Raw genomic sequence first — 12,779 nt, 5'->3', positions numbered from 1 at the left:
GATCAGGAAATCCAGGTGTTCTCGCACGGGCCCGCCAGGGTCCAGCCGGCGACGCCGGAGACGACCCGGCAGCGGAAGCCCATCCCGGCCAGCGGGCCGTGCAGGATGCCGGACTCCAAGGTGGCGCCGTTGCCGTCATAGACCGGCTTCTGGAACTGCACCCACTGGATGCGGTCGCCGGGGCGATGCGGGCGATCGGGGTCGTAGGTGGTCGGGAAGCTGACGCCGTGGCGGCTCCAGTCGCAGCGCGGCGACCAATCGCCGGTCTCGCTGAACAGCCACAGCGGCGGGGGGAGGTTGTCTGTGGTGTTGAAACGATAGTGCGCCTTGGCCACCGCCGCGATGACGGCGCAGTCGTTCTGGTCGGTCGCCTGCTCCGGGCCGCCGGGGACGGAGGTCGCGGGCGTGGCGCAGGCCGTCAGGACCAGGGCGGCGATCAGGGCGGCGGCGGCGCGCATGGCGGCTCCTGTTACGAACGCAGGCCGGTGATCGTGCGGTTGGGCGCGATGTCCTCGGCCGAGGTGATCAGGTGAACGACGGCGGGGCGGCCCGCGTTCCGGGCGGCCTCCAGCGCCGCCGGGAAGTCCTCGGTCCGCTCGCAGCGGATGCCGAAGGCGCCGAAGGCTTCGGCGTACTTCACGAAGTCGGGGTTCTTCAGGTCGGTGGCGATGACCCGCTGGGCGCCCGGATAGTGGGTTTCCTGGTGCATGCGGATGGTGCCGTAGGTCCCGTTGTCGACGATCACGACCACGGCGTTGATGCCGTACTGGACCGCCGTGGCGATCTCCTGCCCGGTCATCAGATAGTCGCCGTCGCCGGCGATGCAGATGACGTCCGTGTCCGGATGGACGCTCTTGGCCGCCAGCGCCGCCGGATAGCCGTAGCCCATGGCGCCCGAGGTCGGGGCCAGCTGGGTGCGGCAGGCGCGGTGGCGATAGAAGCGGTGCAGCCAGGCGGCGAAATTGCCCGCTCCGTTGGTGACGATGGCGTCGGGCGGCAGGATCTCGCCCAGGTGCGCCATGCACTCGCTCATGTTGACCGCGCCGCCGACGGGCACGGGCGTGGAGAAGGCCTGATAGTCGGCGTGGGCGGCTTCGGCCTCGGCGGTCCAGGTCCGGCCCGGATCGATGGCCGACAGCGCCAGCGCGGCCAGCGAATTGTCGGCGGTGGCGCTCAGCAGCGGCGTCCACACCCGGCCCAGCTCCTCGGCGCCCGGATGGATGTGGATCAGGGTGTCCGCCGTGCGGGCGCGGTCCAGCAGGGTGTAGCCCTGCGTCGGGTTCTCGCCGAGCCGGGCGCCGACGGCGATGATCAGGTCCGCCGCCTTGGCGCGGGCGGTCAGTTTCGGATTGCAGCCCAGGCCCAGGTCGCCGGCGTAGTTGGCGCGGTCGTTGGACAGGATGTCCTTGCGGCGGAACGACAGGGAGACCGGCAGGCCGATCCGCTCGGCCCAGTCGCCGATGGCGGCCGCGGCCTCGGTGGTCCAGCCGGAGCCGCCCAGCACCAGCAGGGGCCGCTCGGCCTGCGCCAGGCGGGCGCGGACCTGTTCGACGAAGGCCGGGTCCAGCGCCGCCTTCGCGGGCGTCACGGCGCGGACGGGGGCGGGGCCGCCGTCTTCGTGCAGGATGTCCTCGGGCAGGGCGATGACCACCGGCCCCATCCGGCCCTGCAGGGCGGTGGCGAAGGCGCGCTCGACCACTTCGACGGTGCGCTCGGGGCTTTCCAGCTCGGTCGCCCATTTGGCCAGGCCGCCGAACACCTCGCGGTAGTCGACCTCCTGGAAGGCGCCGCGGCCGCGGTCGGTCAGGGCGATCTGGCCGACGAACAGGATCATCGGGGTGGAGTCCTGATGCGCCGTGTGCACGCCGATCGAGGCGTGGGTCGCGCCCGGCCCGCGCGTGACCATGCAGACGCCCGGCTTGCCGGTCAGCTTGCCGTAGGCCTCGGCCATGTTGGCGGCGCCCGCCTCGTGCCGGCAGGCGATGACCTGGATCTGGTCGCGCACGTCGGCCAGCGCGTCCAGCACCGCCAGATAGCTTTCGCCCGGGACGCAGAAGACGCGGTCCACTCCGTTCACGACCAGGGTTTCGACGAGGCGGCGGGCGGCGGTGTTCGCGGGCTGGGTCATTCCGCCCGACTAGCAGATCAACCCGGACCTTGGCCATGCAACCCCACGGCCACGCTTGCGTTTACCGTGAAGGTTCAATGTCACCGGGGATCACCCAATGAAGAAGATTATCGCCCTCACTCTCGTCGCCGCCGCCCTGGCCGTGTCGGCCTGCAACACCATCTCGGGCGTCGGCCGCGACGTTCAGGCGGCGGGCAACGCCGTCACCTCGGGCGCCGAGCAGGCCAAGAACTAGAGCTCTCGCTCTCGAAGATATGAGGGCCCGCCGGTCGATCCGGCGGGCCTTTTCGTTGCCCGTTTCCCGCTTCTGTGGCCTGACTTGGCCGTCGCACTTCAGCGGACGCACGGAGGCAGGACCATGGGACTTCTCGATGACGTGGCGGGCGGACTGGGCAAGGACGCGGGCGGCGGGCTGGCCGATCTGCTGAAGGGACAGGGGGGAGTCGCGGGACTCGCCGAGAAGTTCGGCCAGAACGGTCTGGGCGACGTGGTCGGATCGTGGATCGGCAAGAGCGCCAACGCCGGCATTTCGCCGGAACAGATCGCCGGCGTTCTGGGGTCCGGTCCCATCGGCGACTTCGCCGCCAAATTGGGCATTTCGCCGGAGCAGGCCAGCGAGACGCTGGCGGGCCTGTTGCCCGAGGCCATCGACCGGCTGACGCCGGGCGGCTCCGTCGACGGCGCGGGCGACCTGCTGGACAAGCTGCCCGGCGGTCTCGGCGACATGATCGGCGGCTTCCTGAAGCGCTAGAACGAAACCGGGTTGAGCGGACGCCGTCCGGCTCGACCCGGGTTTCAGTAGACCACGCCGGTCAGATACAATCCTTCGGAGGGCGCGACCGGCCCGCAGGCGTTGCGGTCGCGCGCCTCAAGCGCCTTGGCCACATCCTCGACCGCCCAGCGGCCCATGCCGACTTCGGCCAGGGTCCCGGTCATCGACCGCACCTGGCGATGCAGGAAGCTGCGCGCCTCGAACACCAGATGCACCTCTTCGCCCACGCGGGTGACGCGGGCCACGTCCAGCGTCTTCTCCGGCGACTTGGACTGGCAGTTCACGTCCCGGAAGGTGGTGAAGTCGTGCAGGCCGACCAGCGCCTGGGCCGCCGCGTGCATGGCCTCGGCGTCCAGCGGCTTCTTCATGTGCCAGACCCGCCCCAGATCCAGCGCCGGACGGCCAGGCCGGTTCAGGATGCGATACAGGTAGCGCCGTCCCGTCGCCGAGAAGCGGGCGTGCCAATCGTCGTCTACCCCGACGCAGTCCAGCACCGACACCTCTTCCTCGATCAGGTGGGCGTTCATGGCGTTCATGACCGTGTGCTCGGGCCAGGCCTTGTCCAGGTCGAAGCTGACCACCTGTCCGGTCGCATGCACGCCGGTGTCGGTGCGGCCGGCGGCGGCGAGGCGCAGCGTCTGGCCCGAGAAGGCCTTGATCGCGGCCTCCAGCGCGCCCTGCACGGTCGGCTGGCCGGGCTGGGCCTGGAAGCCGTTGTAGCCCGAGCCGTCGTACTCGACCGTGAGCCGGTAGCGCGGCACTACGCCAGCACCGTACCGGCGGGCAGCGCGAAGCCGCGCAGCATCTCGTCGGCGGCCTGCGCCGCCTTGCCTTCGCGCTGGACACGGATCAGACGCACCGCACCCTCGCCGCAGGCGACGTTCAGGCCCTCGCCGTCCAGCACCTCGCCGGGGGCCGCGCCGCCCCGCGGGCTGACGGACGAGAGCAGGGCCTTGATCCGCACCGGGCCGTCGGCGCCGGGCGCCTCGAACCAGGCGCCGGGGAAGGGCGACAGGCCGCGGATATGGGCGTCCACCTCGGCGGCGGGGCGGGACCAGTCGATGCGGGCCTCGGCGGGGGTGATCTTGCGGGCGTAGGTCGGCTCGCCGGCCTGTTCCGTGCCCTCGGCGCCGCCGCGCTCGATGGCCGCCAGGGCGCGGGGCCACAGGCTGGCGCCGGTGTGGGACATGCGTTCCGACAGGGTGGCGGCGGTGTCGTCGGCGCGGATGTCGAGGATTTCGGACAGCAGGATCGCGCCCTCGTCCAGGCCCTCGGACATGCGCATGATCTGGACGCCGGTCTGTTTGTCCCCGGCCATGATGGCGCGCTGGATCGGCGCGGCGCCGCGCCAGCGGGGCAGCAGAGAGCCGTGCAGGTTGAAACAGCCCAGACGCGGCGCCTCCAGCACCTCGGTCTTCAGGATCTGGCCGTAGGCGACCACGCAGGCGGCGTCGACGTCCAGGCTCTGGAAGTCGGCGATGGCCTCGGGGGCCTTCATCGAGGCGGGGGTGAAGACCGGCAGGCCCATGGTCTCGGCGAAGGCGTGCACCGGCGAGGGGGTCAGCTTCTGGCCGCGCCCGCGCGGCTTGGGCGGCTGGGAATAGACGGCCACGACCTCATGGCCGCTGGCGATGATCTCGGCCAGCGACGGCACGGCGAAGTCCGGGGTGCCCATGAAGGCGAGGCGCATGGCGACCGATCCAGTCAGTAGAAGCGGCGGCTCTAGCAGAAACCGCGTTCAAATCGCGAGCCTTGGAGCGGATACGCCCTCAAGCAGCGAGCCGCCTGGGACGTCAGTCCCAGCGGGTGAAGACGCCGCCGCCCTCATCCCATTCGCCGCCCGCGTCCAGCGCGTCGTCGAAGTCGAGCAGGCGGTCCAGCAGGACGCCGGCGATCACGCCCACGGCGGCGACGCCGACCAGGGTGACGACCGAGGCGACGCCGACCTTCTCGTTGCGGGTCAGTCGGCGACGGCCGCGCGGGTCGATGATGCGGTCGCGGTTGCGTTTGATGCGGGCCATCAGGCGGCGAGCCTCGCGGCCTTCTTCACCTTGGCGACCGCGCGCTCGCGCTTCAGCCGCGACAGGTGGTCGATGAACAGGACGCCCTCAAGGTGATCCATCTCGTGCTGGATGCAGACGGCGAACAGGCCCTCGGCCTCTTCCTCGACCGCCTCGCCGGCGTAGTTCAGGTAGGTCAGGCGCACGCGGGCGGGGCGTTCGACGGCGTCATAATACTCCGGCACCGACAGGCAGCCCTCCTCATAGGTGAACAGCTCTTCCGACGACCAGACGATCTCGGGGTTCACGAAATGGCGGGGATTGGGCTTGCGGGCCTCGGGGTCGTCGCCCTCGACCGGGTCGCCGTCGCCCAGGTCCATGACGATGACGCGGCGGGTGTCGCCGATCTGCACCGCGGCCAGGCCGATGCCCGGCGCGGCGTACATGGTGTCCAGCATGTCGTCCATCAGGCTACGCAGCTCATCCGTCACCGGTCCCTCGACCGGCGTGGAGATCTGCTTCAGCACCGACAGGTCGGCGGGGTTGTCGATGGTCAGGATGCGACGGACGGCCATGCCCGCGAGGTAGGCGCGCAGGGCCGAAAGGTCAAGATTTCCGACGGTTTCGTAGGGTTATCCGGCCGCGTTGTCGGCGACGGGCAGGGGGCGGGGCTTCCGGTCCTGGTCGATGGCGACATAGGTGAAGACGCCTTCGGTCACGCGCATGGACTCGGCTTGGGCGTGGTTGCGCGGCCGTTTCCAGGCCTCGACGTGGACCCGGATCGAGGTCCGGCCCGTCTTGATCACCCGGGCGTAGATCGAGACCTCGTCGCCGACCGAGACCGGCTGGTGGAAGACCATGCCGTCGATGGCGATGGTGGCGCAGCGGCCCTGCGCCAGTTCGAAGGCCGGGGTGGCGCCGGCCAGGTCCATCTGGGCCAGCAGCCAGCCGCCGAAGATGTCGCCTTCCGGATTGGTGTCGGCGGGCATGGCGATCACCCGGCCGACGGGCTGGCCGGTGGGACGGGTCGGCAGATCAGGGTGGCTCAAGGTTCGGCTCCGGGCCTCAGGGCAGGCTCATATCCGCCGCCCGCCGGGGAACCGCAAGCGGTCAGGCGTCGGTGGGCGGCGATGCCGACAGGCCCATGCGGACCAGGGCGGAAAGGCTGGCGGCCTGCATCTTGTCCATGACCTTGGAGCGGAAGATCTCCACGGTGCGCGGGCTGATCGACAGCAGCAGGGCGATCTCCTTGTTCGACCGACCCAGGATCAGGGCGTCGAACACCTGGTGCTCGCGCGGCGTCAGGGTGGCCAGCCGGCGGTCGACCTCCAGCCGCTGCTCCTGCCGGGCCGAGATGTGGTCCAGCTGGTCCAGCGCGCCTTTGACCGTCTCGATCATGCGGGTGGGATCGAAGGGCTTTTCGATGAAGTCGATGACCCCGGCCTTCATCAGATGCACCGCCATCGGCACGTCGGCGTGGCCGGTGAAGACGATCACGGGCCAGACGCGGTCGGTCATCTCGCTGAGGCGGCGCACCACCTCTGCGCCGTCCATGCCCGGCATGCGGATGTCGGTGATGACGCACGCCGAGCGGTCTTCCGGCAGGTTGGCGAAGAAGTCGGCGCCGCTGGCGAAACCCCGGGCCCGCACGCCCTCGGCGCGCAGCAGGTGCAGCAGGGAGTCGCGGACCGCCGCGTCATCGTCGATCACGAACACCGAATGCCGGATGTTGCTCATGCCTCTTCAGTCTCCTGCGGCAACTCAATCGAGAAGGCGGCGCCGCCCAGATCGCTGCGCCCCACGGACAGGGCGCCGCCGTGGCTCTCGACGATGGTGCGTGTGACGGACAGGCCCAGGCCCATGCCCGACGACTTGGTGGTGGTCATCGGACGGAAGACGGCCTCGATGTCGTCGCCGGGAATGCCGGGGCCGCTGTCTTCAACCGTCAACCGATAACCTCCGCCGTCCAAGGACTGGCCGCGGATCACCACAACGGATTGCGCCTGATCCGCCACCGCCTCGGCGGCGTTGCGGACCAGGTTGATCACGGCCTGTTGAAACTGGATACGCTCGGCTCGCACGATATCGTCGGAATCGTCGACGTCTGTGCGAATCTCGACCCCCCTATCGCGGGCAATAAGGGCAAAAGCTGGACCCAAATCCTCGATCATGGAAGAAATTCTCTCGCTCTCCAGTCGACGGGTGCCGGTGACCAGCATGTCCCGCATGCGCCGGATAATGCTCCCGGCCCTGAGCACCTGCCCCTTGGCCAGGTCCAGGGTCCTGGCGGCGCTCTGGCCGATCAGCCCGGCCCGCTCGATGTCCCGCTGGCTGGCCTGCATATAGGTGGTGGCGGCGCTGAGCGGTTGGTTCAGCTCATGCGCCAGGGTGGCGGCCATCTCGCCCAGCGAGTTCAGGCGCCAGACGCGGTTCAGCTGGATGTCCAGATCCCGGGCCCGCTCGGTGGCCATCTCCGCCTCGGTCAGGTCGGTGATGCAGACCGCGGCGTAGTCCTCCTCCGAGGCCATGGGCATGACGCCCATCTGCAGGCTCAGGATCAGGGGCCGCCCGTCGGGACGGCGGCCGATCCAGTGGCCGGTCGGCGCCTCCAGCGGACCGTTGGAGGCCTTGCCGTCCAGCCGTTGCAGATCGAAGCCGTGGACCAGCTCTCCGAAGGACCGGTCGGCGGTCTCGAAGCTGTCGATCCCGAACAGGCTGGCGGCGGCCGGAGTCAGGCGGCGGATCTGGCCCTCGCGGCCCAGGATGACCACCGGCACGGTGGCCAGCACCGTATCCAGCACGGCGTTGCGGCCCGCCAGCGTGCGGGTCAGCTCCATGGAGCGGCGGTGCATGCGGCGCTGGGCCCAGCAGATCTCGGCCACCAGCCAGCCCACGACCACGAACAGGCCGGCGTTGACCAGGGTGTCGGCCAGGCTCTCGCGGCTCACCAGCATGACATTGCCCGCGATCGACAGGGCGATGGCCAGGGCGGTCGGCGCGCGGCGCGCCAGCATGGCGGTGATGACCACCGCCGGCACCAGCGGCAGGTAGTAGAAATGGCCGAAGAGCTCGAGCACGGCCCTGAGGGCGAAACACGCCAGAACGGCCCCGATCGCCAGCAGATAGGCCCGCCATCCCCGGTAGGACCGGGTGGTCGCCATGGAGAACAGGATCTCCGACGCCGAGCGCTTGCCTGTCACATCGTGCAGATCGAGTCCGGTGATCGGATCGACCCCTCCCTCTGCCGGAACCTCTGTTCCGCTGGAGTCAGGCATAACAACAATCCGCATAAGGGAAAATACGTATAGGGCCCGCTCTCGTGAGAAAGCGGGCGTCTGGCGTTTGGGGGGGAGCCCTCGGGTGGATTTTTTGCGCCGAGCGGCGCGGCCGCTGCGGGACAGACCTTTCTTTGAAGGGTCTGCGCGATCTCGGCAAGCAGTTCTCAAGTCGGTTAAGGATCAATCAAAGTAAACAGCAACTACGTAGTCCTACGTATTCGTACGGTTTTGTACGTACCGTTGAGTTTACGAAGAATATTAGCGTTACCCGGATTATGTCCCAAACAAACCGGGGTAAGAATGTCCTCCTTCAATCTTCAAGTTGTGCGCCGGACCGGCGCCCTCTTCACGGCGGCCTTCGCGGCTGTCCTCTTCATCGCCGGCCCTGCCGCGGCCGATCCTGAATTCAGCGGCCAGGTCGGCGTGGCCAGCGAATACGTCGGTAAAGGCCTCGGAAAGAGCAACGGCGAGGTCGCCTGGTCGGGCGAGTTCGAGGTCGCCCAGGGCGCCTTCCACGCCAGCGTTTTCGCCTCGACCGCCGAGCTTTCGCAGGGTTCCGACGCCGAGATCATCACGACTGTGGGTTGGGCGCCGGAAGCGCTCGGCTTCGAGTTCGACTTCGCCGTCCTTAACCGTGACCTGCCCGGAACGGCGGCGAACGTGGATTCCAACTACTGGGAATATCAGGCGGATGTGTCGCGCAGCATCGGTCCGGTCAGCGGCCGTTTTCGCGTGAACTACACCCCGGACGGCTTCGCCGGGACCAAGGAAGCCTGGTGGGTCGAAGCCCAGGCCGCCTACAAAATCGCGCCCAAGACCAAGGCTTCGGCCGCCGTCGCCACCCGCCGCGCCCACGGCGGCGCCGACTACACCGCCTGGAACGTCGGCGTGAAGCAGAAGCTGACCGACGCCGTCTCGGCCGACCTGCGTTGGTACGACACCGATGAGCATGACCTGGGCGAGCCCTACGAGGGTCGGCTGGTCGCCGCTCTCACCTTCGCTTTCTGATTTCACTCCGAACGTTCGAGGCTTATCCAGTGAATTTCCTGAACAACATGCCCGTCGGCCGGAAGCTGTTCCTGGCCTTCGCCTGCGTCCTGACGGCGATCGCCGTGATGGGCGCGGTCGTCTTCCTGCAACTGAGGACGCTGGACAGGGCGCAGGCCGAGCGTTCCGTCTCGAACGCCATGGTCCGGTCCACGGCCGCGGCCGAATTCTACATGGTCCGCCAGGAAAACAGCTTCCGCGGTTTCCTGATCTCGAACGATGAATACTACGTCGAACGCGCCGCCGCCCACCGCAACTCCTTCAAGGCCAAGCTGGCCGAGATGCGCGAGAAGGCCACCGGCGACAACCTGGCCGCCATCGACGCGGCCGAACGGACCGCGGACGCCTGGTACGACCACGTCGTCATCAACGGTCGCACGCTCTCGCTCAATCCGGCCACTCGCCATCAGGCCCTGACCATGGTCGGCCGCGACGGTTCGGCGGACAAGGTGATGGAGCCGGTTGAAGAGGCCATCGACGCCATCAAGACCGCCAACGAGGCCGACCTCGAACGGGTTCGCGCCCAGTACGACGCGGCCATGGCCACCGCCAAATGGACGCTGGGCCTCGGCATTCTCGCCGCCATCATCCTGTCGCTGCTGGTCGGGGTGGCCCTGACGCGCGGCATCGGAGGCCCGGTCATGAAGATGGTCGAGCACATGAAGCGCCTGATCGGCGGCGACACCGCGCTGCAGGTGCCGGAAGCCGCCCGCAAGGACGAGTTCGGCGCCATGGGCCAGGCGATCATCGCCTTCCGCGACGCCGCCATCGACAAGATCCGGGTCGAGGCCGAAGCCGCCGACGCCCGCGAGAAGGCCGAGGCCGAACGCCGCCGCAACCTGACCGCCACCGAGGCCGCGGCCGAGGAACAGGCCGCCGTGGTCACCGCTCTGGCCGAAGGCCTGGAGAAGCTCAGCGCCGGCGATCTGACCTATCGCCTGACCCAGACCTTCCCGTCCGACTATGTGAAGCTGCAGTCCGACTTCAACGCGGCCATGGCCCAGCTGAAGGACGCCATGTCGGTGGTCGTCTCCAACGTGTCGGCCATCCGCTCGGGCTCGGGCGAGATCAGTCACGCCGCCGACGACCTGTCGCGCCGCACCGAGCAGCAGGCCGCCAGCCTCGAGGAAACCGCAGCCGCGCTGGATCAGATCACCGCCACCGTCAACAAGACCGCCTCGGGCGCCCGTCAGGCCTCCAGCGTGGTCCAGGGCGCGCGCGGCGACGCCGAGACCTCGGGCATCGTGGTTCGCGACGCCGTCGAGGCCATGAGCGCCATCGAACGCTCGGCGCAGCAGATCAGCCAGATCATCGGCGTGATCGACGAAATCGCCTTCCAGACCAACCTGCTGGCCCTGAACGCGGGCGTTGAAGCCGCCCGCGCCGGCGACGCCGGCCGCGGCTTCGCGGTCGTCGCCTCCGAGGTCCGGGCCCTGGCCCAGCGTTCGGCGGAAGCGGCCAAGGAGATCAAGACCCTGATCTCGGCCTCGACCAATCAGGTGGCGTCGGGCGTGCAACTGGTCGGCCAGACCGGCGAAGCCCTGCAACGCATCGTCGGCCGCGTCGCCGAGATCGACAGCCTGGTCTCCGAAATCGCCGCCTCGGCGCAGGAGCAGGCCACCGGCCTCCAGCAGGTCAACACCGCCGTCAACCAGATGGACCAGGTGACCCAACAGAACGCCGCGATGGTCGAGGAATCGACCGCCGCCAGCCACTCGCTGTCGCAGGAAGCCGAAAGCCTGGCCAACTCGGTGTCGCGCTTCCGCATCGGCGACGGCAGCGTCCAGACGCGCGCCCTGGCGCCGGCTCCGCGCTCCCACGCCCACGCCCCGGTTCCGCAGATGCGGGCCACGGGACGCGGCGGCGCCGCCCTCAAGCCGCAGGCCGTCGAGGACGGCTGGGAGGAGTTCTGATGAGCGACGTCGCCGGTCACTCCCTCGTCCTTCCCGCCGTGCTCGACATCCGCGCGGCGGGGCCCCTGCAGGCCGACCTGCTGGCCGTTCGCGGCCAGCCCCTGACCCTCGACGCCTCGGCGGTCGAGCGTCTGGGCGGCCTGTGCCTTCAGGTTCTGCTGTCGGCCCGCGCCCTGTGGGCGGCTGACGGTCAGCCCCTGACCGTGACGACCGGCGACGGCGCCGTCTTCTCCGACCAGTGGGCCGCGTTCGGCGCGGCCGCCTTCGACACCGTTCCTCTGGGAGCTCCCGCGTGACCAAGACCGTTCTGACCGTCGACGATTCCCGCACCATGCGCGACATGCTGCTGATGGCTCTGGAGGAGGCGGGTTACCGCGTCATCCAGGCCGTCGACGGCGTTGACGGCCTGGAGGTCCTCGCCGCCAACGGCGCGGACATCATCATCACCGACATCAACATGCCCCGGATGGACGGCTTCGGCGTCATCGAGGGCGTGCGCGCCGATCCGAACCACCGCCACACCCCGGTGCTGGTGCTGACCACCGAGAGCGACGCCGAGAAGAAGGCCCGCGCCCGCGCCGCCGGCGCGACGGGCTGGATCGTCAAACCCTTCGACCCGGTGAAGCTGGTGGACGCCGTCCGCCGCGTCGCCGCCTGAGGCAGAGGTAAACGTGGACGCGTTCGAAGCGATCAAGGCGACCTTCTTCCAGGAATGCGACGAGCTGCTCGCCGACCTGGAGGCCAAGCTGCTGGTGCTCGAGTCGGGTCAGACCGACAACGAGACCATCAACGCCGTCTTCCGGGCCGTTCACTCGGTCAAGGGCGGCGCCGGGGCCTTCGGGCTGGAGGCGCTGGTCCGGTTCGCCCACGTCTTCGAGACGCTGATGGATGAGCTGCGCGCGGGACGTAAGGAGTGCGACGACATCACCGTCCGCACCCTGCTGCGCGCCTCCGACGTGCTGGCCGACCACATCGCGGCCGCGCAGGGACGTATCCCCGAGGTCGACGAGGTCCGCTCCGCCGGCCTAGTCGCCGAGATGGAGGTCCTGACCCACGGCGAGGCCTCGGTTCCCGACGCCGCCGCCGAGGACGAGGACGACGATTTCGGCTTCGTTCCCCTGACCGTCGGCCTGCCGTCGCTGGATCTGCCGTCGTTGGACCTGCCGTCGCTCGACCTGCCGCCGCTGGCCGCGCCGGCCTCGGCCACCTCCGGCTGGCGCGTGGTCTTCCGGCCGCACGGCGCCATGTACGCCAACGCCAACGAGACCGGCCTGCTGCTGCGCGAACTGGGCCGTCTGGGACCGATCTCGGTCACGCTGGACGACAGCGCCGTTCCGGCGCTCGACGCGCTGATCGCCGAAGACAACCACCTGATCTGGACCATCGACCTGACCGCCGCTGTCGAGGAGACCGCCGTGCGAGAGGTGTTTGATTTCGTCGAGAGCGACTGCGACCTCAGCATCACGCCGCTGGGCGACGCTCCGGTCGTGGATGACCTGCCCCAGCTGCCCGCCCTGCCCGAACTGGCGGCGCCGGCCGCCGCCGCTGATCTGGACATCGCGGCCCTGCTGGCCCGCGCCGCCGACCCCGCGCCCGCGCCGGTGGTCGAGGCCGCGCCCGTCGCGCCCCTAGCCGCCGCTC

General features: G+C 69.3%; 16 protein-coding genes. 7 read left to right on the top strand and 9 right to left on the bottom strand.

Annotation, left to right across the window (positions count from 1 at the left end; translation table 11 throughout):
- Nucleotides 1-2: 2 nt before the first annotated feature.
- Nucleotides 3-458 (bottom strand): hypothetical protein, encoded by a 456-nt coding sequence (locus AC07NB_RS07470; RefSeq protein WP_494570561.1) that lies wholly within the window; start codon nt 456-458, stop codon nt 3-5.
- Between the two features lie 11 nt (nt 459-469).
- On the bottom strand, nt 470-2,128 hold the full coding sequence (locus tag AC07NB_RS07465) for a thiamine pyrophosphate-binding protein (protein WP_494570562.1): 1,659 nt from the start codon (nt 2,126-2,128) through the stop codon (nt 470-472).
- 97 nt (nt 2,129-2,225) lie between these two features.
- Here AC07NB_RS07465 and AC07NB_RS07460 point away from each other — a divergent pair, with 97 nt between their 5' ends.
- Together AC07NB_RS07460 and AC07NB_RS07455 are read left to right on the top strand one after the other, a co-directional pair.
- On the top strand, nt 2,226-2,363 hold the full coding sequence (locus tag AC07NB_RS07460; RefSeq protein ID WP_291834039.1) for an entericidin A/B family lipoprotein: 138 nt from the start codon (nt 2,226-2,228) through the stop codon (nt 2,361-2,363).
- Nucleotides 2,364-2,486: 123 nt separating this feature from the next.
- Nucleotides 2,487-2,879, top strand: coding sequence for a YidB family protein (locus AC07NB_RS07455; RefSeq protein ID WP_492311995.1), 393 nt, complete (start codon nt 2,487-2,489; stop codon nt 2,877-2,879).
- A 44-nt stretch (nt 2,880-2,923) separates the two neighbouring features.
- On the opposite strand, the gene truA is transcribed toward AC07NB_RS07455, so the two are convergent.
- From truA to AC07NB_RS07420, 7 genes are all read right to left on the bottom strand, one after another.
- Nucleotides 2,924-3,661: a tRNA pseudouridine(38-40) synthase TruA gene (gene truA, locus AC07NB_RS07450; RefSeq protein ID WP_494570563.1), complete on the bottom strand. Its 738-nt coding sequence runs from the start codon at nt 3,659-3,661 to the stop codon at nt 2,924-2,926.
- Nucleotides 3,661-4,590 carry a methionyl-tRNA formyltransferase gene (gene fmt, locus AC07NB_RS07445; RefSeq protein WP_494570564.1) on the bottom strand — a complete coding sequence of 310 codons (930 nt, stop codon included), beginning with the start codon at nt 4,588-4,590 and terminating at the stop codon, nt 3,661-3,663. Before fmt ends, truA begins: the two co-directional genes overlap by 1 nt.
- A 103-nt stretch (nt 4,591-4,693) precedes the next feature.
- Nucleotides 4,694-4,921 (bottom strand): hypothetical protein, encoded by a 228-nt coding sequence (locus AC07NB_RS07440; RefSeq protein ID WP_291837339.1) that lies wholly within the window; start codon nt 4,919-4,921, stop codon nt 4,694-4,696.
- Nucleotides 4,921-5,475: a peptide deformylase gene (gene def, locus AC07NB_RS07435; protein WP_291837341.1), complete on the bottom strand. Its 555-nt coding sequence runs from the start codon at nt 5,473-5,475 to the stop codon at nt 4,921-4,923. Before def ends, AC07NB_RS07440 begins: the two co-directional genes overlap by 1 nt.
- A 57-nt stretch (nt 5,476-5,532) precedes the next feature.
- Nucleotides 5,533-5,889 (bottom strand): acyl-CoA thioesterase, encoded by a 357-nt coding sequence (locus tag AC07NB_RS07430; protein WP_492312710.1) that lies wholly within the window; start codon nt 5,887-5,889, stop codon nt 5,533-5,535.
- A gap of 121 nt (nt 5,890-6,010) precedes the next feature.
- A complete protein-coding gene (locus AC07NB_RS07425) occupies nt 6,011-6,637 on the bottom strand; it encodes a response regulator transcription factor (protein WP_291837343.1) in 627 nt (208 codons plus the stop codon).
- On the bottom strand, nt 6,634-8,175 hold the full coding sequence (locus AC07NB_RS07420) for a sensor histidine kinase (RefSeq protein ID WP_494570565.1): 1,542 nt from the start codon (nt 8,173-8,175) through the stop codon (nt 6,634-6,636). The genes AC07NB_RS07425 and AC07NB_RS07420 overlap by 4 nt, the downstream gene beginning before the upstream one ends.
- A gap of 303 nt (nt 8,176-8,478) precedes the next feature.
- Here AC07NB_RS07420 and AC07NB_RS07415 point away from each other — a divergent pair, with 303 nt between their 5' ends.
- The 5 genes from AC07NB_RS07415 to AC07NB_RS07395 form a co-directional block, all read left to right on the top strand.
- Entirely contained in the window at nt 8,479-9,186 is a 708-nt protein-coding gene (locus tag AC07NB_RS07415; RefSeq protein WP_492311999.1) for a TorF family putative porin, read from the top strand.
- A gap of 47 nt (nt 9,187-9,233) precedes the next feature.
- Nucleotides 9,234-11,138: a methyl-accepting chemotaxis protein gene (locus AC07NB_RS07410; RefSeq protein ID WP_494570648.1), complete on the top strand. Its 1,905-nt coding sequence runs from the start codon at nt 9,234-9,236 to the stop codon at nt 11,136-11,138.
- Nucleotides 11,138-11,434: an STAS domain-containing protein gene (locus AC07NB_RS07405; RefSeq protein ID WP_492312000.1), complete on the top strand. Its 297-nt coding sequence runs from the start codon at nt 11,138-11,140 to the stop codon at nt 11,432-11,434. The genes AC07NB_RS07410 and AC07NB_RS07405 overlap by 1 nt, the downstream gene beginning before the upstream one ends.
- Nucleotides 11,431-11,796 carry a response regulator gene (locus tag AC07NB_RS07400; protein ID WP_492312001.1) on the top strand — a complete coding sequence of 122 codons (366 nt, stop codon included), beginning with the start codon at nt 11,431-11,433 and terminating at the stop codon, nt 11,794-11,796. Before AC07NB_RS07405 ends, AC07NB_RS07400 begins: the two co-directional genes overlap by 4 nt.
- A 13-nt stretch (nt 11,797-11,809) precedes the next feature.
- The coding region (locus AC07NB_RS07395; protein ID WP_494572571.1) for an Hpt domain-containing protein at nt 11,810-12,779 on the top strand (970 nt) is incomplete at its 3' end.

The organism is Brevundimonas sp. GW821-FHT09G01, from assembly GCF_059416065.1.
Note: the sequence above shows the minus strand (reverse complement) of the source record. Positions and strands in the feature narration are given on the sequence as shown.

What these genes read in the sequence shown, in the direction of transcription:
- AC07NB_RS07470 (WP_494570561.1), bottom strand. Translation starts at nt 458, where the DNA reads ATGCGCGCCGCCGCCGCCCTGATCGCCGCCCTGGTCCTGACGGCCTGC.
- AC07NB_RS07465 (WP_494570562.1), bottom strand. Translation starts at nt 2,128, where the DNA reads ATGACCCAGCCCGCGAACACCGCCGCCCGCCGCCTCGTCGAAACCCTG.
- AC07NB_RS07460 (WP_291834039.1), top strand. Translation starts at nt 2,226, where the DNA reads ATGAAGAAGATTATCGCCCTCACTCTCGTCGCCGCCGCCCTGGCCGTG.
- AC07NB_RS07455 (WP_492311995.1), top strand. Translation starts at nt 2,487, where the DNA reads ATGGGACTTCTCGATGACGTGGCGGGCGGACTGGGCAAGGACGCGGGC.
- fmt (WP_494570564.1), bottom strand. Translation starts at nt 4,590, where the DNA reads ATGCGCCTCGCCTTCATGGGCACCCCGGACTTCGCCGTGCCGTCGCTG.
- AC07NB_RS07440 (WP_291837339.1), bottom strand. Translation starts at nt 4,921, where the DNA reads ATGGCCCGCATCAAACGCAACCGCGACCGCATCATCGACCCGCGCGGC.
- def (WP_291837341.1), bottom strand. Translation starts at nt 5,475, where the DNA reads ATGGCCGTCCGTCGCATCCTGACCATCGACAACCCCGCCGACCTGTCG.
- AC07NB_RS07430 (WP_492312710.1), bottom strand. Translation starts at nt 5,889, where the DNA reads ATGCCCGCCGACACCAATCCGGAAGGCGACATCTTCGGCGGCTGGCTG.
- AC07NB_RS07425 (WP_291837343.1), bottom strand. Translation starts at nt 6,637, where the DNA reads ATGAGCAACATCCGGCATTCGGTGTTCGTGATCGACGATGACGCGGCG.
- AC07NB_RS07420 (WP_494570565.1), bottom strand. Translation starts at nt 8,175, where the DNA reads ATGCCTGACTCCAGCGGAACAGAGGTTCCGGCAGAGGGAGGGGTCGAT.
- AC07NB_RS07415 (WP_492311999.1), top strand. Translation starts at nt 8,479, where the DNA reads ATGTCCTCCTTCAATCTTCAAGTTGTGCGCCGGACCGGCGCCCTCTTC.
- AC07NB_RS07410 (WP_494570648.1), top strand. Translation starts at nt 9,234, where the DNA reads ATGCCCGTCGGCCGGAAGCTGTTCCTGGCCTTCGCCTGCGTCCTGACG.
- AC07NB_RS07405 (WP_492312000.1), top strand. Translation starts at nt 11,138, where the DNA reads ATGAGCGACGTCGCCGGTCACTCCCTCGTCCTTCCCGCCGTGCTCGAC.